General features: G+C 73.5%; 20 protein-coding genes. 8 read left to right on the top strand and 12 right to left on the bottom strand.

Features of this window, described 5'->3' with window-relative positions:
* Positions 1–34 precede the first annotated feature (34 nt).
* The 3 genes from STRCI_RS02715 to STRCI_RS02725 all read left to right on the top strand — a co-directional run bounded on the left by STRCI_RS02715 (position 35) and on the right by STRCI_RS02725 (position 1992).
* Positions 35–475, top strand: coding sequence for a cyclic nucleotide-binding domain-containing protein (locus tag STRCI_RS02715; protein ID WP_269657178.1), 441 nt, complete (start codon positions 35–37; stop codon positions 473–475).
* A gap of 48 nt (positions 476–523) precedes the next feature.
* Positions 524–1195 carry a CBS domain-containing protein gene (locus tag STRCI_RS02720; protein ID WP_269657179.1) on the top strand — a complete coding sequence of 224 codons (672 nt, stop codon included), beginning with the start codon at positions 524–526 and terminating at the stop codon, positions 1193–1195.
* 95 nt (positions 1196–1290) lie between these two features.
* On the top strand, positions 1291–1992 hold the full coding sequence (locus STRCI_RS02725) for a response regulator (RefSeq protein WP_269657180.1): 702 nt from the start codon (positions 1291–1293) through the stop codon (positions 1990–1992).
* Here STRCI_RS02725 and STRCI_RS02730 read toward each other — a convergent pair.
* Together STRCI_RS02730 and STRCI_RS02735 are read right to left on the bottom strand one after the other, a co-directional pair.
* Entirely contained in the window at positions 1989–4652 is a 2664-nt protein-coding gene (locus STRCI_RS02730; RefSeq protein ID WP_269657181.1) for a cation-translocating P-type ATPase, read from the bottom strand. The genes STRCI_RS02725 and STRCI_RS02730 overlap by 4 nt on opposite strands.
* 2 nt (positions 4653–4654) lie before the next feature.
* Entirely contained in the window at positions 4655–5536 is an 882-nt protein-coding gene (locus STRCI_RS02735) for a universal stress protein (protein WP_269657182.1), read from the bottom strand.
* A 221-nt stretch (positions 5537–5757) separates the two neighbouring features.
* On the opposite strand from STRCI_RS02735, the gene STRCI_RS02740 reads away from it, so the two are divergent.
* The gene (locus tag STRCI_RS02740) at positions 5758–6633 is read left to right on the top strand and encodes a universal stress protein (protein ID WP_269657183.1); all 876 of its coding nucleotides are present in this window, start codon (positions 5758–5760) and stop codon (positions 6631–6633) included.
* A gap of 20 nt (positions 6634–6653) precedes the next feature.
* Here the strand turns inward: STRCI_RS02740 and STRCI_RS02745 are convergent, their stop codons facing one another.
* The 7 genes from STRCI_RS02745 to STRCI_RS02775 all read right to left on the bottom strand — a co-directional run bounded on the left by STRCI_RS02745 (position 6654) and on the right by STRCI_RS02775 (position 13053).
* Positions 6654–9023 carry a glycoside hydrolase family 65 protein gene (locus STRCI_RS02745; RefSeq protein WP_269657184.1) on the bottom strand — a complete coding sequence of 790 codons (2370 nt, stop codon included), beginning with the start codon at positions 9021–9023 and terminating at the stop codon, positions 6654–6656.
* On the bottom strand, positions 9020–9760 hold the full coding sequence (locus STRCI_RS02750) for an HAD family hydrolase (protein ID WP_269657185.1): 741 nt from the start codon (positions 9758–9760) through the stop codon (positions 9020–9022). Before STRCI_RS02750 ends, STRCI_RS02745 begins: the two co-directional genes overlap by 4 nt.
* A gap of 2 nt (positions 9761–9762) precedes the next feature.
* A complete protein-coding gene (locus tag STRCI_RS02755; protein ID WP_269657186.1) occupies positions 9763–10611 on the bottom strand; it encodes a universal stress protein in 849 nt (282 codons plus the stop codon).
* 137 nt (positions 10612–10748) lie between these two features.
* On the bottom strand, positions 10749–10979 hold the full coding sequence (locus STRCI_RS02760) for a hypothetical protein (RefSeq protein WP_269657187.1): 231 nt from the start codon (positions 10977–10979) through the stop codon (positions 10749–10751).
* 273 nt (positions 10980–11252) lie between these two features.
* Positions 11253–11846 carry an Rv1733c family protein gene (locus STRCI_RS02765; RefSeq protein WP_269657188.1) on the bottom strand — a complete coding sequence of 198 codons (594 nt, stop codon included), beginning with the start codon at positions 11844–11846 and terminating at the stop codon, positions 11253–11255.
* A 39-nt stretch (positions 11847–11885) separates the two neighbouring features.
* Positions 11886–12575, bottom strand: coding sequence for a CBS domain-containing protein (locus STRCI_RS02770; RefSeq protein ID WP_269657189.1), 690 nt, complete (start codon positions 12573–12575; stop codon positions 11886–11888).
* A gap of 13 nt (positions 12576–12588) precedes the next feature.
* Positions 12589–13053, bottom strand: a complete 465-nt coding sequence (locus tag STRCI_RS02775; protein WP_269657190.1) for a cyclic nucleotide-binding domain-containing protein — start codon at positions 13051–13053, stop codon at positions 12589–12591.
* Positions 13054–13282: 229 nt separating this feature from the next.
* On the opposite strand from STRCI_RS02775, the gene STRCI_RS02780 reads away from it, so the two are divergent.
* From STRCI_RS02780 to STRCI_RS02790, 3 genes are all read left to right on the top strand, one after another.
* Entirely contained in the window at positions 13283–14518 is a 1236-nt protein-coding gene (locus STRCI_RS02780) for a nitrate/nitrite transporter (RefSeq protein ID WP_269657191.1), read from the top strand.
* 136 nt (positions 14519–14654) lie between these two features.
* On the top strand, positions 14655–15548 hold the full coding sequence (locus STRCI_RS02785) for a universal stress protein (RefSeq protein ID WP_269657192.1): 894 nt from the start codon (positions 14655–14657) through the stop codon (positions 15546–15548).
* Positions 15549–15682: 134 nt separating this feature from the next.
* A complete protein-coding gene (locus tag STRCI_RS02790) occupies positions 15683–16390 on the top strand; it encodes an SCO2400 family protein (protein ID WP_269657193.1) in 708 nt (235 codons plus the stop codon).
* 22 nt (positions 16391–16412) lie between these two features.
* Here STRCI_RS02790 and STRCI_RS02795 read toward each other — a convergent pair whose 3' ends face one another.
* Both STRCI_RS02795 and STRCI_RS02800 read right to left on the bottom strand, forming a co-directional pair.
* Positions 16413–18140, bottom strand: a complete 1728-nt coding sequence (locus STRCI_RS02795; RefSeq protein ID WP_269657194.1) for a sensor histidine kinase — start codon at positions 18138–18140, stop codon at positions 16413–16415.
* Between the two features lie 145 nt (positions 18141–18285).
* The gene (locus tag STRCI_RS02800; protein WP_269657195.1) at positions 18286–18981 is read right to left on the bottom strand and encodes a response regulator; all 696 of its coding nucleotides are present in this window, start codon (positions 18979–18981) and stop codon (positions 18286–18288) included.
* Positions 18982–19233: 252 nt separating this feature from the next.
* Between STRCI_RS02800 and STRCI_RS02805 the strand changes: the two genes are divergently transcribed.
* Positions 19234–19680 (top strand): pyridoxamine 5'-phosphate oxidase family protein, encoded by a 447-nt coding sequence (locus STRCI_RS02805; RefSeq protein WP_269657196.1) that lies wholly within the window; start codon positions 19234–19236, stop codon positions 19678–19680.
* 16 nt (positions 19681–19696) lie between these two features.
* Here STRCI_RS02805 and STRCI_RS02810 read toward each other — a convergent pair whose 3' ends face one another.
* Positions 19697–20515 carry a universal stress protein gene (locus STRCI_RS02810; protein ID WP_269657197.1) on the bottom strand — a complete coding sequence of 273 codons (819 nt, stop codon included), beginning with the start codon at positions 20513–20515 and terminating at the stop codon, positions 19697–19699.
* Between the last annotated feature and the right edge of the window lie 79 nt (positions 20516–20594).

The following is a 20594-nucleotide window of genomic DNA, read 5'->3' on the forward strand; positions in this document are numbered from 1 at the left end:
TGGTAACTCCGGTACGCCCGAGTGGAGGCCCGCCATGAACGTCCCTGTCACCCAGAGCCTGCCGAGGGCGCTGCCCGCCGAGCACCGGCAGCGGCTGATGGCGATCGCCCGCGAGGTGTCGTTCCCCGCCGGGGCGCGGCTGTTCGAGGAGGGCGGTCGCGCCGACCGCTTCTGGATCATCCGTACCGGCACGGTCGAGCTCGACATGCGGGTCCCCGGCCGTCGGGCCGCCGTCATCGAGTCGCTCGGGCACAACGACCTCGTCGGCTGGTCCTGGCTGCTCACCCCGCACGTCTGGCACCTCGGAGCCGAAGCGGCGACGCCGTTGCGCGCGTACGAGTTCGACGCCGAGGTCGTCCGGTCCATGACCCGGGACGACCCCGAGTTCGGCCGCAGCCTCGCCTGCTGGGTGGGCGAGGTGGTGTCCCACCGGCTCCAGGCGGCCCGCACCCGGCTGCTCGACCTGTACCGGTGAGCGGCGCTCTCCGCTCGCCCCCGGACCGCACCGGACCAAGGAGTCACCGTGCACGGATACCCGCACGTGGTCAGTGATGTGATGACCCGCGACGTCGCCGTCGTCCGCCGGGACGCCGCCTTCAAGGACATCGTGCGCACGCTGCACGACCGGAAGGTCAGCGCCCTTCCGGTGGTGGACGGCGCACGGCGGGTCCTCGGAGTCGTCTCCGAGGCGGATCTGCTGCCCAAGGAGGAGTTCCGCGACAGCGACCCGGACCGCTACACCCAGCTGCGTCGGCTGTCCGACCTGGCCAAGGCCGGTTCGGTGACGGCCGGCGAGCTGATGACCGCGCCCGCCCTGACCGTCCGGGCGGACACGACGCTGGCACAGGCCGCCCGGATCATGGCGAGGGCGCGCGTCAAGCGGCTGCCCGTGGTCGGGGACACGGACCGCCTGGAGGGCGTGGTCAGCCGTTCCGACCTGCTGAAGGTGTTCCTGCGGGACGACGAGGAGATCGCCGAGGAGGTCCGCCGCGAGGTGGTGGCCCACCTCTTCCCGGCTCCGGCCTCGGCGGTGCGGGTCTCGGTCCACGAGGGCGTCGTACGGCTGGGCGGGCGGGTCCGGGACACCTCCCTGGTGCCGGTGGCGGCGCGGCTGGCGCGGGCGGTCGAGGGGGTCGTGGACGTGCTGTTCGCCCTGGACGGTCACGCGGAGCCGGACGGGGCGTTCGGCAATTAGGGCCGGTCGGCCCTGGTAGCTTCGGCCCCAGCGGGTGACGATCGTCGTATGGACGGCCCGCAGTCCGTCCACAGCCCGGGGACCAAGGGGTCGAGATGCCCGAGTCACGTACCTTCACGCCGCAGGATCCGATCCGCGTCTTCCTGCTGGACGATCACGAGGTCGTTCGGCGCGGTGTGTCCGACCTGCTGGACGCCGAGGCCGACATCTCCGTGGTCGGCGACGCCGCGAACGCCGAGCACGCCCTGATCCGCGCCCCCGCCGTACGGCCGCACGTGGCCGTCCTGGACGTGCGGCTGCCCGACGGCGACGGCATCACCGTCTGCCGCGAGCTGCGCAGCCGGATGCCGGAACTGGCCGTCCTGATGCTGACCTCCTTCGACGACGAGGACGCCCTGCTCGACGCGATCATGGCCGGGGCGTCGGGTTATGTCCTGAAGCAGATCCGCGGCTCCGACCTGGTCGCCGCGGTGCGCACGGTCGCCTCCGGCCAGTCGATGCTGGACCCCGCCACGACGGCCCGGCTGATGAAGTCCCTGCGCACCGAACCCGCGGCGGAACCGGCCGAGGCGCCCGAGCTGGCCGGTCTGTCGCCGCGCGAGCGGGAGATCCTGGCGCTGATCGGGGACGGGCTGACCAACCGCGAGATCGGCAAACGGCTGTACCTGTCGGAGAAGACCGTCAAGAACCACATCTCCCGGCTGCTGGCCAAGCTGGGCGTCCATCGGCGGGTGCAGGCGGCGGTGCTGGCCACGCACCTGGAGCAGCCGGAGCAGTCCGGGCGCCCCTCCGCCTAGCGCGCACCACGCCGCGTCCCGCGCACGGCCAACTCCACCAGCAGCACCGTGGAGGCCGTCGCCGCACACACCGCCCACTGCACCGCGTCGAGCGGGACCGTGCCGAACACGCTGCGCATCCAGGGCACATGGACGGCGGCGACCTGCACGGCCAGGACGCCCGCCAGGCACAGCCACAGGGTGCGGTTGCGCAGTTGGTGGCGGCCCAGCAGCGGGCCGTCGTCCGCTCGCACGCTGAGCGAGTTGAAGAGCTGGAACAGCACGAACGTGGTGAACGCCATGGTCAGCGCGGTATCCGTGGCGACCCGTCCGCGGGCCAGGGCCAGCAGGCACACGGTGCCCAGGGCCATCACCGCGCCGGCCCGGGTGATGGCCACAAGGCGGCGGGCGTCCAGGATCCGCTCCTCGGGATCGCGCGGCGGGTGCCGCATCACGTCGTCGCGGGCCGGGTCGACGGCCAGGGCCATCGCGGGCGGCCCGTCCATGATGATGTTGATCCACAGGAGCTGGGCCGCGCTCAGCGGGGCGGGCAGTCCGGCCAGGGACGCGCCGAGCAGGGTCAGGATGGCGCCGACGTTGGTGGACAGCTGGAAGCGCACGAACTTGACGATGTTGTCGTAGATGGCCCGGCCTTCGCGCACGGCCCGCACGATCGTGGAGAAGTCGTCGTCGGTCAGGACCACGTCGGCGGCCTCCTTGGCCACGTCCGTGCCGGTGCGGCCCATCGCCACGCCGATGTGCGCCGCCCGCAGCGCCGCCGCGTCGTTCACGCCGTCGCCTGTCATGGCGACGACGTGCCCGCGGCCGGTCAGCGCCCGCACGATGGTGACCTTGTGCTCGGGGGCGACCCGGGCGAACACCCCGACGCCCTCGATGCGTTCGGCCAGTTCCTCCTCGGTCATCCCCTCCAGCTCGGCGCCGGTCACCACCGCGCCGCGGATGTCGAGCTCGCGGGCGATGGCGGCCGCGGTGTCCGCATGGTCACCGGTGATCATCTTCACCTCGACACCGGCCGACCGGCACAGGGCCATCGCGTCCCGGGCCTGCGGACGCGGCGGATCGGCGATCCCCGCGACCGACACCAGGGTGAGGGCGGGCAGCGCGGAGGGGTCGGGCGGCCCGTCGAGTACGGCGGTGGCGGCGCCCAGGACCCGCAGGCCCGCGCCGCCCAGCCGTGAGGTCACGGCGAGGATCTCGCCTCGGCGGCCGTCGTCGAGTTCCGTCGCGCCCTCGTCGGTGAGCGCCTCGGCGCAGTGCTCCAGCAGGACGTCCACCGCGCCCTTGACGTGGACGCGGGTGCGTCCGCCGGGCTCGGTGTGGAAGGTGGCCATGTACTTCGTCGCGGCGTCGAAGGGCAGCTCGGCGGCCCGCGGCTGCTCGGCGCGCAGTCCGTCGGCGTCCATGCCGGTCTTGGCGGCGAGGACGACCAGGGCCGCCTCCGTCGGGTCGCCGACGAAGCCGTCGTCGGTGAGGCGGGCGTCGTTGCAGAGCGCGAACGGCAGGACGGCGTCCCGCAGTTCCTCGGAGCGGTCGGTGCCCGCGCTGTCGCGGACGGCGCCCCGGGTGTCGTAGCCCTCGCCCGTGACGTCGTAGAGGCGTCCGGCGGTCCACAGGGAGCGGACGGTCATCTCGTTCAGGGTCAGGGTGCCGGTCTTGTCGCTGCACACCACCGTCGCCGAGCCGAGGGACTCCACCGAGGCCAGGCGCTTGACGATGGCGCCGCGGCGGGCCATGCGGTGGACGCCGAGTGCCAGGGTGAGGGCGAGGACGGCCGGCAGGCCCTCGGGGATGGCGGCGACGGCCAGTGCCACGGCGCGCAGGGCGAGGTCCCCGAGTCCCTCCCCGCGCACCAGCGCCACCAGCGCGTACGCGGCGACGGCGACGCCGCTGAGCAGGGCCAGGCGGCGGCCGAGGCTGTCCAGCTGGATCTGGAGCGGGCTCGGCGGTTCCGCGCCGGTGCGCAACGCCTCGGCGATGGCGCCGAGTTCGGTCCGCATCCCGGTGGCCGTGACGATCATCTCGGCGCGGCCCCGGGTGAGCGCGGTGTTCATGAACAGCATGCCGGTGCGCTCGGCGAGCGGCACCGGACCGGTCGGCCCGACGTTCTTGGCGACCGGCTGGGACTCGCCGGTCAGGGCGGCCTCGGCGACCTCCACCGACTCCGCGACGGTCAGCCGTCCGTCCGCCGGTACCCGGTCGCCCGCCTCCAGCAGGACCACGTCCCCGGGGACCAGCGCCAGTGCCTCGATCTCGCGTTCGGCGCCGTCGCGACGGACCCGGGCGGTGGGGACGAGCATCCGGCGCAGGGCCTCCAAGCTGCGCTCGGCGCGCCGCTCCTGGAGGTAGCCCAGCACGGCGTTGATCTGGAGGACGACGGTGATCACCACCGCGTCCTTGATGTCGCCGATCACGGCGGCCACCACGGCGGCGATCAGCAGAATGCCGATCAGCCAGTTGCGGAACTGGTCGAGGAACTTCAGCCACTCCGGGCGGCGGGCCGGTTCAGCCAGCCGGTTGGGCCCGTGTTCCATCGCGCGTACGGCGGCCTCGGCGCCGCTGAGTCCGGTCGCCGGGTCGACTTCCAGGCGGGCCGCCACGACCTCGGCGGCCAGTTCATGGGCGCCCTCCCCCGCGACCGCCGTGGTCGCCCGCCCGTCCATGACTACTCCCCTTCGGCGCGGACGACGGCGACCGGGCACTGGGCGTGGTGCAGCACCGCCTGGCTGACCGAGCCGAGCAGGAGCCCGGTGAAGCCGCCGCGGCCACGGGCCCCGACCACGACGAGACCGGCTTCGGCGGTGGCCTCGATCAACGTGTGCCGGATCCGGCCGCGCACCAGCCGGCGCTCCACCTCGACGTCCGGGTACTTCTCGCCCAGCCCGCCGAGCGCTTCGGCGAGCAGCCGCTCCTCCTCGTCGTGCAGCCGACCCTCGTCGTAGGTGACGAAGGGCGGGTCACCAGGGGACTCGTAGACCCGTTCGGTGCGGGTGTTCCAGGCGTGCAGGGCCCGCAGTCCCGTGCCGTGCAGCGAGGCGTACGCGAAGGCGAACTCGACGGCGGCCTCGGAGCGGGGCGAACCGTCCACCGCCAGCAGGACCGGTCCGGCCGGTTCGGGCCTGCCCCGCACGATCAGGACGGGACAGCGGCCGTGGGCGGCGAGGTGCCCGGCGGTGGAGCCGAGCAGCAGGCTGCCGAAGCGGCTCAGGCCCCGGCTGCCGACGACGGCCAGGGAGGCGGTCCGCGTCTCGAGTTCCAGCACCATCAGCGGCTCGCCGACGACGACTTCGCGCGCGATGTCCAGGTGCGGTGCGATCGTGTGCGCCCGCCGTTCGGCCTCGGTGAGGGTGCCGTCGATCAGCTCGCGCACCCCGGCGCTCGCCGGGCTCCAGGGCGGCACCCGGGACGGCACGTGCAGCGACGGCCACCCGAAGGCGTGCACCAGCCGCAGGCCGACGCCCCGCAGAGTGGCCTCCCGGGCGGCGACCTCCACCGCGGTCAGGCTCGACTCCGATCCGTCCACTCCCACGACCACAGGACCGTTCATCGCCGGTCTCCCTTCTCCGGGCTCTGACGGGATCCGGGTTTCCGGAGAGCCGGGCTTCCAGGCTCTCCCCATCCGGCGCGTCCCGCACAGGGCCGTCCGGGCCCGCGGAGCGCCCCGGTCGGCCCTCCCCGGAAGGGCCGCGGGAGCCGAGCCTGGAAGAGGGGGAGTACCCGCGCGGCAGGGCCGCCACCGGGCCGCCGCGCCGACACCGGAGGTGCGTCATGACCGGACCCGTCGTCGTCGGGCTCGACGGTTCGCCCGAGAGTGTGACGGCCGCATGGTGGGCCGCACGCGAAGCCGTGAACCGGCGCCTGCCCGTCCTGCTCCTGCACTCCTGGACCACCCAGCCGCTCGACGTGCCGATCGCCCAGGAGGCGCACCACAAGCGGCTGTACGGCCAGGAGGTCCTGCAACAAACCTCGGCCGCGCTGCTGCACCGGTACGCCGACCTGGACCTGACCACGGAGCTGGTCTCCGCTCCCGCGGCGCGGGCGCTGCTGGACCGGGCCGAGAACGCGGAGCTGCTCGTCCTGGGCTCGCGCGGACACGGCTCGGTGGCGAGCTTCCTGCTCGGCTCCATCAGCCTGCACGTCCTGGGCCTCGCGCCGTGTCCGGCCGTCGCCGTGCGGGCGGACGACCCCGCCGTGGAAGCGGGCTGGGAGCAGCCCGCGGCGGCGGAGAAGGACGAGATCGTCGTCGGGGTCGGCCGACCCGAGGACCGTGCGGCCGACGCCCTGCTGGAGTTCGCGTTCACCACGGCCGCGGCACACGGATGCCGGGTACGGGCGGTGACGGCGCTGCCCCTGTCCACCACGCTGCTGGCGCAGCCGGGAGCGGACGAGGTCGAGGAGATGGCGGGGGCGCGCCTGGCGGAGACGCTGGCACCGTGGCGGGAGAAGTTCCCCGACGTGCCCGTGGTCCAGCACATCGCCATGGGCCCGGCCACGCAGGTGCTGCTGACCGCGTCCGCCCACGCCCGCCTCACCGTCGTGGGGCGCAAGCACCAGACCTCGCACCTGACCTGGAAGCTCGGGCCGGTCGCCCACGCGGCCCTGCACCACGTGCCGTGCCCGGTCGCCGTGGTCCCGACCGGCTGAGCGCGGTACGCGGAGACCTCTCAGTCCGGCAGCTTCAGCCGTACCGTCTCCCCCGGCTCGACGACGACCGTGCGGTCCGGCAGCCGCACCTCGATCGGGGACTGGTCGGAGGACGGCACGGCGATGTCCAGCTCGCGGCGCTCCAGGTGCACCCGCACACCCCAATTGCCTTGGTAGCGCAGGGCGAAACCGTAGGAGGAGAGCTCCGGCAGCGGTACCGGGTCGAGCCACAGCGCTCCCCCGCGGGTCTCCAGGCCGGTCAGCCCGCGCTGGACGAGGTCGAGGGTGCCCGCCATGGCGCCGAGGTGGATGCCCTCGCCGGTGGTGCCGCCCTGGACGTCCGCGATGTCGCCCTGGAGGGCCTCCTGGCAGAACTTCCACGCCTCCGCGCGCCGGGCACGGGCGAGCACCCAGCCGTGGACCAGTCCGCTGAGGGTGGAGCCGTGGCTGGTGCGGTGCAGGTAGTAGTCGACCGTGCGGTGCCAGATGTCGTCGTCGAACCGCACCCCCAACCTGCTGAACAGGTCCCGCAGTTCGGCCGGGGCGAAGAGGTAGCCGAGCATCAGGACGTCGGCCTGTTTGGATGCCTGGTAGCGGTTGACGGTGTCACCCTCCGCCTCCAGGATCCGGTCCAGACGGCGGATGTCGCCGTAGCGCTGCCGGTACTCCGCCCAAGGAAGCTCGGCGAGCTCGCCGTAGCCGTCGAACTGGCTGATCACCCCGCGGTGGAAGGGCACGTGGAGCGTGCGGGAGACCTCCTCCCACCGCTCCAGCTCGCTCCCGTCGAGGCCCGTGCGTTCGGTGAGCTCGCGGCGCCTGGGCTCCGGCAGGGCGTCGATCAGCTCCAGGGTGCGGGCGAGCACCCAGGCCGCGGTGACGTTCGTATAGGCGTTGTCGTCGAGGCCGGGCGCGCTCGCTTCGGGATAGGCGTCGTGGTACTCGTCCGGGCCCACCACGCCCTTGATGCGGTGCCGTCCGAGCGTGTCGTCGTGGACGGCCGCGTCCGCCCAGAACCGGGCGATCCGCAGCAGCATCTCCGCACCCTTGGTGTGCAGGAACTCCATGTCGCCGCTGGCCTCGTAGTACTGCCACACGTTGTACGCGATGGCCGAGCCGACGTGGTACTGGAGCCGGGAGTTGTCCGGCAGCCAGCGCCCCGAGCGCGGGTTGAGGTGGAGCTGCTGGGTCTCCTCGCGCCCGTCGCTGCCGCTCTGCCAGGGGTACAGGGCGCCTCTGCGGCCGACCACAAGGGCGGATGTGCAGGCCTGTTCCAGGCGCCGGTGGCGGTAGCGCAGCAGGGCCCGGGAGACCTCGGGGAAGTGCAGGTTGAGGAAGGGCAGCACGAACAGCTCGTCCCAGAACACATGGCCGCGGTAGGCCTCGCCGTGCAAGCCCCGGGCGGGCACGCCCACGTCCAGGTCGGCGGTGTGCGGGGAGAGGGTCTGGAGCACGTGGAAGAGGTGCAGCCGCAGAATGCGCCCCGCCTCGCCCGCGACGTCCAGGGCGGCCCGGCGCCAGAGCTGGTTCCAGGCCGTGCGGTGGGACACCAGCAGGTCGTCGAAGCCGGGCACACGGCCGACCCGGTCGATCGCGGCGTACAGCGGGTCACTGATGGCCGGGTCGCGCGAGGTGTGCAGGGCGACGATCTTGTCGACGGTGACCGTTCTGCCCTCGGCCAGGCTCAGGACGGTGTGCTGGGTGGTGCGCGGGCTCTTGTTCCGGACGACGACCGGCGCCTCGGAGACCAGCCTGGCGGCCATGCCGATCCGGATGTCGGAGGTGCGGGTGCGGCAGCGCAGCCACACCGTCTCCGGCACGGCGGTGCCCGCGTGCACATGGGTCAGATGGCGCCCGTCGAGGTCGCGGTAGCGCGGTACACCGGCGTTGGTGACGGAGCCGTCCAGCAGGGCCTCCACCTCCAGCTCGCCGGAGAAGCCCTCGGCGGTGAACTCGGTGCGCAGGGCGGCCAGATGCGGATCGGCCATGTGCACGATCCGCCGCTGGAGCACCGACAGAACTCCTCCCTCGCCGAGGTCGAAGCGGGTGCGGCGCTCCAGCACGCCGGAGGCCAGCAGCAGGTCCATCCGGTGCTCCAGCACCGTCGCGGTGTCCGGGGTGAGCCAGGATCCGCCGACCGGACGGAACCGCAGCGGCAGCCAGTTGGGGACGTTGACCATGTCCTCGTTCTCGACCTGCCGCCCCGCCACGTCGGAGGTCAGCCGGTTGTAGCAGCCCGCGACGTAGGTGCCCGGATAGTGGATGTCGTCGGCCACGCACTCCGGGAGTGCTCCCCGCGTGGCGAAGTAGCCGTTGCCCAGCGTGCACAGGGACTCGCGCAACCGTTGGTCCGCGGGCTCATAGCCCTCGTACTCCCAGGTCCATCCCGTCACGTCGGCTCCTCACCCAGCAGTTCCGCCAGATCTCGTACGACGATGTCGGCGCCGTGGCGGCGCAGTCTGTCCGCCGAGTCCCCCGTGGCGGCCCGGTCCACGCCCACCACCAGAGCGAAGCCTCCGCGTCGGCCCGCCTCCACGCCGGCGAGGGCGTCCTCCACGACGGCGGCGCGGTCGGCGGGGACGCCGAGCCGGTCGGCGGCGGTGAGGAACAGGTCGGGATGCGGCTTGCCCGGCAGACCGAGCCGGGCCGCTTCGGCACCGTCCACGAGGACGTCGAACAGGTCGCGTACCCCCGCCCGGGTGAGCAGCTCTCCCGCGTGCCGGGAGGCCGAGGCCGCCGCCAGGGGTGTCCCGGCGACGCGCAGCGCGCGCACGAGCCGGACCGTGCCGGGGAAGGCCTCCACGCCCTGCTCGCGCAGCCGCCGCGTGAAGCGTTCCTCCTTGTCGGCGGCGACGGCCCGCACGGTCGTGTCGGATGTGTCCACGCCACGCGAGGCGAGGAAGGCGGCGGCGCCGTCGAGGCGGGACTTGCCGTCGACGTGGCGCAGGTAGTCGTCCCGGACGTCGAACGGCCGCCGCTGCTCGGGATCAGCGGGCGGATGCGCCCGCAGGAAGGCGTCGAACGCCTCCTTCCACGCGGCCGCGTGCACACGGGCCGAGTCGGTGATCACTCCGTCCGTGTCGAACACGACGGCGCGGACCTCGCTCAAGGGGGTACCGGGCTGCTCCATGGTCACTCCAGCTGCGGGACGACGGCGACGGGGCAGTGCGCGTGGTGGAGCAGAGTGTGTCCGACCCGGCCGAACTGGAGGCCGAAGCGGCCCGACCGCTGCCGGGTCCCGATGATCACCAGATCCGCGGCGGCCGACCGGTCCAGCAGCACCGTGCGGGCCGGGCCCTCCACCGTGGCGGAGCGCACCCGCACGTCCGGGTGATCGGCCGTCGCCTCGTGCACGAGGGCGTCGAGCAGGGCCGAGGCCCGCTCGTCGTGGTCCTCCGCCGCCGGGCGCGCGGGCCGGCGCCAGGCCCGTACGACGTCCAGGACGCAGCCGCGGGCCTCGGCCTCGCGGAAGGCGAACCGGGTCGCCTCTCGGGCGATCTCCGGGTCGGCGGCGCCGAGCAGGATCCGCTCGTGGGTGCCGGCAAGGCCCGCCTTGTCCCCGCGGACCACGATCACCGGTCCGTGCGCGCGAGCCGCGACGGTCAGCGCGACCGAGCCGAGGAGCAGTCCGGCGAGCCCGCCGCGGCCGCGCGCTCCGGTCACCACCGCGAAGGCACGATGCGCCTCGCCGAGCAGAACGTGCGTCGCCTCGTCGGGGATCACATCGGAGGAAACCCGCACACCGGGGTCGCGGCGGCGGGCGCGCTCCACGGCGGTGGCGACGACCTCCTCGGCCGCCGTCTGCTCGGACGGGCGGTCGGGATCGTCCGAGGACACCACACCCTCGTAGCGCTCCCACAAGGACGCGTGCACCAGACGCAGCTCCCGACTGTGCCGCCGGGCCTCGTCCACGGCCCAGTCGACCGCCTGAAGGCTGCCGGGTGATCCGTCGACGCCCGCGACCAGGGGCAGCTCCTCCATGGCCCACCGCCTTCCGTCCGGCCGCGGTACACGGCCCCGGTGCTCCCGTCCACGGTCGCACGGGCGCCCGGAGAGCCGCACGGGATGAGGGGCCGCTGCCCCACGTCGTCGTCCTCGTCGTCCTGGCGGGTGGGGTACTACGCGTACGGCGCTCCGGCTCGACCAGCGCGGCGCCGGGTCGGAGACGCTGGCCTGACCACCGCGTTCCTGTTCTGCACGGGCATGACCGGGATCTTCCGCGTCCGGCGGATCGTGCGGCGCAGCGCCAGCGCGTCGAAGAGTGCGGTGAGGACGAAGGTCACGCCCATCGCCGCGAACAGCAGGAGCGTGAACCGCTCCCAGAACTCCGGTGTGAGACTCGTGCCCACGGTCCTCTCCCCCTCGGGTCGATGTGATTCCTCCTCACCTGCCAGCGAACTCCGTCAGGGCTCGGAGCGCATGAGCCGTGCGGCCCGAAGGGAGGGCCGGAGCGGCCCTGGTGGTTCCCGGGCGGGTGTGGTGTGCTGGAGGTGACGGGAAGGACCCTGACTCGAGACGCGGAGAAGCGGCTTCGGGCCGTGCACCGCGCAATCCGGATCCGCGAGAAGCGGGTAGGTCCTTCCCGCCTCTCGTGCCGCCTTCCGGGTGCCTGCCGTGCCCTGTCAGCCGTTCATCCTGCGGCGCCACCGCGGGCCGACCGAGGCCCACTCCGTCTCCCAGTCCTGCACGCGTCGCCGGTCCAGGCCCTTGCGGGCCAGCCGGCCGCAGCCGACCGCCGCGCCGGCGGCGGCCAGCCCGGCCCACGCGCCCAGCAGCGCCGACTCGAACCGCGCTTGCGTGGTGGAGGGAGGCGCAGCGACCAGTTCATCCCCGTCCCTGGTCCAGACGGTGACGGAGGAACCCGCCTCGCGGCCGGGCTCGACCTTCGCCAGACCGGTACGGGTGTCACCGCTGGAGTCGGTCCAGCGGACCTCGGCCCACACCGAGCCGTCGCTGAGGTCGTCCGCGGACGGCGTCCTCGGCGCGTTCTCGGTGATCACGGCGGCGACCGGATCCGCCTGCGCGCGTCGTTCGGCGAGGCCGTCCGCGACGGCGGCCCGGGTCACCAGCGCCGCACACAGGCCGCCCACGAGGGCGAGGATCCAGCCGATCAGCACGATCCAGGCTTCCACGCGGTCGCTGCGGCGCCGCAGGTCGTTGCGCCGCCAGCGCCACCACCACACTCTCCGTACGCGGGGACCGGACGTTCTCCGCATCGTCGACACCCCCTCGCCCGTCCGGGATCGGGCCGCTCCTCAACCGTCCTGGGCTCGGCCGTCGGCGAGGTCGGGTTCGAGGGCGGGCCGACGCCATGGGCCCAGCAGCTCGCAGTCCACGCCGACCACTCCCTCGACGGCACGCGCCAGCCGCACCGCGACGGGTACGAGGGCGGTGCCGTGCACACGGCCGGTGAGCCGTACGACGCCTGCGCGGACGTCGACCCGCACGGCGTCCGGAGCTTCGGGGAAGAGGAACTCCACGACGTCCGAGCGCACCTCCCGGGCGATGGACTCGTCGTCCCGCAGGAACACTTTGAGCACGTCGGAGCGGCTGACGATGCCCTTCAGCACACCGTCCTCACCGACCACCGGCAGCCGGTGGACCCCGTAGCGCGCCATGGTCCGGGCGGCCTGCGCCAGCGTGTCGTAGGGGTCGATGGTGACCGCTGGCGCCGTCATCAGCTCGGCGGCCGTGCGCGCCTCCGCCTTGGCCAGGTCGACTGGCCGGGCTGTCCGGAGCGGGTCGGCTCCGTGGAGCTCCTCCTTCACCAGCAGATCCGTCTGGGAGACCACGCCCAGGACCCGCTGCTCGTCGTCCACCACCGGCAGACCGCTGACCTGATACCGGCGCATGGCCTTGACCAGGTCCTTGAACGCGTCGTCGCGCCGCACGGCCACGACGTCGCGGGTCATCACGTCATTCACGATGCTCGGGGTGCCGTCCATGGTGTCGTCCAGGTCAGCCCCGGCTGCCGCTGCCGTAGGGCGCGTACAGGTCGAGGAGGCGGGTGCGGGCGGCCTGGAGGCGGCGGGTGGCGACCGCCCCGGCCCACAGCGCCACGGTGTGGCCCATGGCGGGATCGTCCGCGCACATCCGGCGTACGACGTGCGCGTCGAATTCCTGTGCGCGCACCGGCCCGACCGTCCGGGCGCCGAACCGCCACCGGTACGGCGGGAAGAGCCAGGACCAGCCCAGCAGATCGCCGGGGCCGAGGGTCTCCAGCTCGACCGGGCGGTGGCCCGGCACACGCATGTCGAGCGACACGGTGCCGGACCGGATGATCCAGAAGTGGTCGGCCCGGCCGCCTTCGTGGAACAGGCGGATGCCCGCGGGGAAGAGGGCCTCGCGGGCCAGGCCCATGAGCCGGCCGCGGTGCTCCGTGGCGAGCGTCCTGTCCGGCCGGGGTGTCGTCGCGGTGGTCATCTCGCGCCTCCTCGTACGCCGCCTCCTCCCAGCCTCGACGCCGGGCGCCCACGGCACATGAGCCAACCGGCCCTACCCGCTGGGCTCAATGGGCACGGCTCCGGCCCCAGGGGTCCCGGTGGACCGGACCGGGCCCGGCGCCTTGCGGGGCTCTTCGGCCCAGGGGCGGGACCGGTGGTGTTCGGCGAACCTGATCACATATCCGCCCGCAGTCCGAAGGGATCCCGAGATGGCGCAGTCCCCGTCCCCCGAGCGCCCGAGCCCGACGGTGTCCCCGAGCGCCTGGCTGATGCTGGCCCTGGCCACCGTCGGGTTCGCCGTGAACTTCTGGGCGTGGGCACTGCTCAGCCCGCTCGGACCGCGCTTCAAGGACGACCTGGACCTGTCGTCCTTCGAGCAGTCGCTGCTGGTGGCCGTCCCGGTCGTGGTCGGGTCGCTCGGCCGGATCCCGGTGGGCGCGCTGACCGACCGCTACGGCGGACGGGTGATGTTCCCCCTGGTCTCGGCGGCCACGGTCGTCCCGGTGCTGTACGTCGGGCTCGCCGGGCACGACTCACTCACCGCGCTGCTGGTCGGCGGCTTCTTCCTCGGCATCGGCGGGACGGCGTTCGCGGTCGGGGTGCCATTCGTCAGCGCCTGGTTCCCGCCCGAGCGGCGCGGTCTCGCCATCGGCGTCTTCGGCATGGGCATGGGCGGTACGGCGATCAGCGCGCTGACCACGGTGAAGCTCGTGGACGCGTACGGCACCGCCAACCCGTTCCTCGTCTGCACCGCCGTCCTGGTGGTCTACGCGGTGGTGGCCGCGCTCGTCCTGCGGGACGCCCCGGGACGCGCGGCGCCGACCGAACCGCTGCTGCGGCGCCTGGCGGACACCCTGCGGCTGCCCCTCACCTGGCAGGCGTCGGCGCTGTACGCGGTGGCGTTCGGCGGCTATGTCGCCTTCTCCGTGTACCTGCCGACCTACCTCAAGACGGCCTACGGGCTCACCCAGACGGACGCGGCGAACCGCATGGCCGGATTCGTGCTGCTGGCGGTGGCGATGCGGCCGGTCGGCGGCTGGCTGTCGGACCGGATCGGTCCAGTGCGGGTGCTGTCCGGCTCCCTGGCCGTGGTCGTCGTGAGCGCGCTCGCGCAGTCCTTCACACCGTCCCTGGCCCCGGTGGGCACGATCGCCTTCCTGGCGATGGCGGCCGCGCTGGGCTCCGGCAGCGGGGCGACGTTCGCGTTCGTGGCGCTGCTCGCCCCGCCGGAGCGCACCGGCTCGGTGACCGGCGTGGTCGGAGCCGCGGGCGGCCTCGGCGGCTTCGTACCGCCCCTGGTGATGGGCTCCCTCTACGGTGCCTACGGCTCGTACGCGCTGGGCCTGCTGCTGCTCGCCGCGGTGGCGCTGGCCGCCCTGGTCTTCACGGAGACCGCGGTACGCCACGCGGCGACCCGGCGGGTTCCGGCCACCCAGCGCCACTGACCGGCGGCATAAGGGGCCGTTCGGCCCTCCGGCCCGGTCCCCCGGCCTCTGTCGGACACCCTGCCCTCGGACGGATCCTGAGGGTGCGGGAACCCCACGTAGGCACGCGAGGGTGCCGCTCCGGGAGGTGTCGGTCATGCTTCGCCCCATCGTCGTAGGACTGGACGGATCCCGCGAGAGCCTCGCCGCCGCCGACTGGGCGGCCCGGGAGGCGCTCCGGCGCGGGCTGCCGTTGCGGCTGGTGCACGCCTGGGAAGGCGGTGTCCCGCCCGGCGAGTCGGATCTGCCCGAGCTGGAGGCGCCTCGTCACTGGGCGCGGCGGATCCTGCGTGCCGGCCTGGACCGGCTCAACGAGCGCTATCCGCAGGTGTACCTGAGTGCCGAGCAGATTCCCCGGCCCGCGCCCGACGCCATGGTCGCGGCGGGCGACGAGTCCGAACTGCTGGTCCTCGGCAGCCGGGCGTTCAGCGGTCTCGGCGGTCTCATGGCGGGTTCCGTGGCGCTGGCGACGGTGGCGCACGTGACCCGGCCGGTCGTGCTGGTCCGGGCCGATCAGGCGCTCGAGGACGAGCACGAGCCGGACGAGGCGGGACGACGGTCCGCGCACACGCCGTATCGCCCGCTCGTGGTCGGTGTGGACCCGGCGCAGCAGTGCGACGACCTGCTCGCGTTCGCCTTCGAGGCCGCGACGCTGCGGGCCGCGCCGCTGCGCGTGGTGCACGCCTGGCGGCTGCCGTACGTACCGCCCGCGCTGGAGGCGAAAGCGCACAGGGAGGTGCGGCAGCGGGCCGAGCAGGCGCTGGAGGCCGTGCTCGCGCCGTGGCGGAGGAAGCACCCCACGGTGGAGGTCGTCACGGTGGTCGAGGAGGGGCGCCCGGCTCAGCGGTTGCTCGACACCGCGCGGGACGCCGGTCTGCTGATCGTCGGCCGCAGGATTCGCCCGGCCAGGATCGGCGCGCACACCGGACCCGTGGCGCACGCGGTGATGCACCACGTGCACTGCCCGGTCGCCGTCGTGCCGCACGGGTGAACTTCCTCACTGCTGAACTGCCGCACGAGTTCTGTGCAGGAGCGGCACACAGGCTGCACACGGCCTGTCCAATGGCTCGCTACGGTTCTGGCCGATCGATCCCCCGTGCGAAAGCCGAGTCAGGAAGACCCCGGATGGACTACTGCTCCTCGTGCCGTCGGCATCTCAACGGTGCCCTGGTGTGCCCCGGCTGCGGCGCCTACGCCCCGGACATCGCTCCCCCCATGGCGATGGCGCCCAGGGCAGTCGGCCCCGACGACACCTGGCACGACGCGGACCCCGCCGTCGAACCACCGGCCGAGGACCCGGCTGCCGTGACTACCGCCCCGGCGGGCCGGGCGGCTCGGCGACGGCAACGGGCCCGCTGGAAGAAGAACCAGCGCCGGGCCGTGGTGGCCACCGCGGTCGCGCTGGTCGGTGGCGGCCTCACCGTCGCCTCGATGGACCGGCAGTCCGGGGACCGGGCCCAGGCGGCCACGGCACCGGACAACACGGCCATGGGCACCGCCGAGGAGCGGCACACCGAGCCCACCGCCCCTGCCTCGACACCGCCGGGCACGCCCGGTGCGCGGCCCGGTACGCCGACCGCCCGGCCGTCGGCGCCCAGCGCCCCGCGCGAGCAGTCCGTCGCGGTCGTACCCACGGCCACGCCGACCGCGGACCGGCCGCGCGATCCGGTCGCTCCCCTGCCCTCGGTGACGTCGGCCGCCCAGTCGCAGGCCGCCTCCGTCGCGCCCGGCACGATCCCGGAGCCGACGGCCACAGCCCCGGCCACCCCCGCGCCATCGCCCTCGGCGACGGCGCCGTCGGAACTGTGCCTGCTCGTGCTGTGCCTCGGCTGATCCGCCGGGTCAGCCCGCCCCGCTACTGACCACCCGGCACCGGAACCCGCCACACCAGCCGGGTCCCCCCGCCCTCCGGGGTGCTCAACTCCAGTTCCCCGCCGAACTGCTGGGCCCGCTCGGCCATGTTCCGCAGTCCGCTGCGCCGGCCCTCGGCCGGTGTGCCCACGCCGTTGTCGGTGACCGCCAGCCACACCTCGCGGCCGTCGGTCTCCAGCACCACCTCGGCGCGCCCCGCGCGGGCGTGGCGGGCGACGTTGGTCAGGGCCTCGGAGAGCACGGCGACCACATGGTCGGCGATCTCCCGGGGCACGTCCGTGTCGACCAGCCCCTCCATCCGCACGCTGGGGGCGAATCCCAGGACCGGGGCCGCCTCACCGGCCGCCCGGACGACCCGGGCCCGCAGCCCGGTCCCGGCGCCGTCCTCGCGCGCCCGCAGTCCGAAGATCGTCGACCGGATGATCTTGATGGTCTCGTCCAGGTCGTCCACGGCCCGCGCCACGCGGTCCCCGGCCTCCTGGTGCTCGATGAAGCGTCCCGCGCTCTGCAGGGTCATCCCGGTCGCGAACAGCCGTTGGATGGCGAGGTCGTGCAGGTCGCGGGCGATCCGGTCGCGGTCCTTAAGCACCGCGATCTCCTCGGCGTCCCGGCGCCGCTCGGCCAGCTCCATCGCGATCGCGGCCTGCGCGGCGAAGCTCTGCAACGGCACGGTCTCCTTGTCGGAGAACACCGGCCGGCCCGCCTCACGCACCAGCAGCACCACGCCGCGCACACCGTCGGCGGTCCCGATGGGCACGGCCACGGCGGGCCCCAGTCCAGCGAACCGGGAGTCCGGGTCCGTAGCCTCCTCGTCGCGGGTGACGTCCGTGCTGGTGACGGACTCGGCGGTGGAGAAGGCCCGGCCGATGAGGCTCTCGTCCACCGGCAGCACCAGCCCCTGATGGGCCTCGGCGCCCTTGCCGACCGCGAGGTCCACCCGCAGCGCGTCGGTGTCCTCCACCGGCATGGCCACGACGGCGAGGACCGCGCCGGTGATCTCCTTGGCCCGCCGGGCGATCAGTCCGAGCGCCTCACCGCGCTCGGCTCCGGACATCAGGCTGTGGGTGATCTCGGCGTTGGCCTGGAGCCATCGCTCCCGCAGCCGGGACTCCTCGTACAGCCGGGCGTTGTCGATGGCCACACCGGCCGCGACGGCCAGGGTCGACAGAACCGACTCGTCCTCCTCGTCGAACTGCGCCCCGCCCGCCTTCTCGGTCAGGTACAGATTGCCGAAGACCTGGTCGCGGACCCGGATCGGGACGCCCAGGAAGGTGTGCATCGGCGGGTGGTGGGGCGGGAAGCCGTAGGAGGCGGGGTGCTCGGAGAGCTTCGCCAGGCGCAGCGACTCGGGGTGGCGGATCAGCTCGCCGAGGATGCCGTGGCCCTCCGGGTAGGGGCCGATCTCGGCGATCTGCTCCTCGCTGACGCCGACGGTGTGGAAGGCCGACAGACGCTTTCCGTCCGCCCCGATCACCCCGAGCGCGGCGTACCGCGCGTCCACCAGCGCCGCAGCCGCCTCGACGATGCTGTGCAGGGCCTGTTCCAGGTCCAGCTCCCGACCGACCGAGAGCACTGCCTCCAGCAGGCTGTGCACCCGGTCGCGCGTGCCCCGGGCAGCGTCGAGTCGGGCCTGCAATTCCTCCAGCAGCTCGTCAAGCTTCAGCTGCGGCAGCCGTACGCGGGCCTGCCCGGCCTGCTCCTGGCTCTCCACCGTTCCTCCACGTCCCCTCCGACCAGTGCGGTCAGGGCCACGCTATCGGTATGGGGAATGGTGTGGCACGGGATGGCACGGGTCGGCCGCGTGGGCGGCTGGGCTCGGGCAGGTACGTCCGATGCCGGACGGGACGGCCCCAGGGCTAGCGTCCCTCCTGGCGCCGCAGCCGGTCCTGGGTCTGGGTCGCGATGACGGCGGCCTGGATCCGGCGTTCCACGCCCAGCTTGGCCAACAGGCGGGAGATGTGGTTCTTCACGGTCTTCTCCGCGAGGTAGAGCCGCTGGCCGATCTGGCGGTTGGTCAGGCCCTCGCCGATCAGGGCGAGGATCTCCCGCTCGCGGTCGGTGAGCCCGGGCAGCGGGTCCGGCTCCTCCTCCTGACGCTGGTCGTGGCGCAGCCGCGCCATCAGCCGGGTGGTGGCACTCGGGTCGAGCAAGGACTGCCCGGCGGCGACCGTGCGCACGGCGGACACCAGGTCCGAGCCCTGGATCTGCTTCAGCACATAGCCGGACGCGCCCGCCATGATCGAGTCGAGCAGAGCGTCCTCGTCGTCGAACGAGGTCAGCATCAGACAGGCCAACTCGGGCATGCGGGACCGCAGTTCTCGGCAGACGGTCACGCCGTCGCCGTCCGGCAGGCGGACGTCGAGCACCGCGACCTGCGGGCGCAGCGCGGGCACCCGGACGAGTGCCTGCTCCACGGTGGCGGCCTCACCGACAACGGTGATGTCGGGCTCGTCGTTCAGCAGGTCGCGCACGCCCCGCCGGACGACCTCGTGGTCGTCCAGCAGGAAGACCCGGATCGGGTCGTCGGGGCCCGGCCGTCCGCCGTCCGCCATCGAATGCTCCTCGTCCTGTCGCGTCGTGGTGCCGGATGGCGGTCCACGGGTCGGTGGTCAGTGCTGCTGCGATCTTCGTCCGGCCACGGGGCACGAGGCCAGGGCCTCTCGGACGCAGGCCGGGGCCGAACGGCCCTAGCCGTACCGGCCTCGATGCGAGTCGAATGATCTGATCGAGCCATCTGTTCGAACCACACCCAGACCCTACGACGGTTCCCGTTCCCTCCCTAACGACCCGTACGGAAGCCCACCATGCCCCACGACCACGGCCTCCCGACAGCCGCAGGACCACGCCGGAGCATCGAGCTCGACAGTGCCGAGGCGCTGCGGCTGCTGGGCAGCGTGTCCTTCGGCCGGATCGTCTTCACCCAGCACGCGCTGCCGACGATCCGCCCGGTCAACCATGTCCTGGACGGCGGCGACATCGTCATCCGCACCCACGACGGCGCCGCGCTGACCTCCAGGACGCGACAGTCCGGGTCGCCCGGCGTGGTCGTGGCCTACGAGGCCGATGTCATCGATCCCCTCACGCACCTCGGCTGGAGCGTCGTCGTCACGGGCTACGCCCATCTGGTCACCGACGCCGACGAGTTGGCCCGCTACGCGACCTTGCTGCACCCGTGGTCGCAGCAGATGATGAACTACGCGGTGCGTATCCGCCCGGACCTGGTCACCGGGGTCCGGCTCGCGGCGGCCTGACCCCGGCGCGTCGGCGTCAGGGTGTGGGAACCAGGACGACGGGGCAGTGCGAGCGGTGCAGCAGCGTGTGCGCGACAGGGCCGAGGCGACCGCGGCGGCGGTGGGCGCCGATCACCACGACGGCCGCTTCGCCCGTGGCCTCCAGCAGGGTGCGGGCGGGGCCGCCGCGGACCGTGCGGGCCTCGACGGAGACCGCCGGATGCCGCTCCTGAAGACCGGCGAGGCTGAAGCGCGGTACGGCGCCCTCGGACCGCCCGGTCGCCGCGATCTCCCGTTGCCCCGGGCTGGTCGCCGGGATCAGTGAGGGCAGTTCGGGGGCGATGAACCGATGGGTCCAGCAGTGCACGACGTCCAGCCCGACGCCACGGCGTTCGGCCTCCGCGAAGGCGTAGGCGGCGGCCTCGGTGTCCGCGTCGCTCTCCAGCCCGAGCAGCACCCGGCGCGCGCCGTCGCACGGGTGGTCACCACGGACGACCAGCAGGGGGCCTGCCACATGGGCGGCGAGGCCGAGGCTCACCGAGCGGGCGAGCACCCCGGGGACCGATCCGAGGCCTCTGGTGCCGACAACGGTGAGGGCGGCGCCCGCGCTCGCCCGCACCAGCTCGCCCACGGCGCCACCGGTCACGGGCGTCGACGTCACGCGCAGACCGGGATGGCGTGCGCGGACACGGGCGACGGCGGCCCCGAGAACGGGACCGGCCTCGTCCCGGTCGGGTACGGCGTAGACGATCCGCAGCGCGGTCTCCCGCCGTGCCGCCTCGTCCGACGCCCAGTCCAGCGCCCGTACGGCGACCAGGGATCCGTCCACTCCGACGACGACGTACTGGGGAGTCATGGCTCCTCCCTTCCTCTTCGTGCTCCCGATCCTTCTCGCGTGCGGGAGCCCGCGGCAGGGGCCGAGGGAACCCGGCGGC

Source organism: Streptomyces cinnabarinus (assembly GCF_027270315.1).
Taxonomy (GTDB): Bacteria; Actinomycetota; Actinomycetes; order Streptomycetales; family Streptomycetaceae; genus Streptomyces; species Streptomyces cinnabarinus.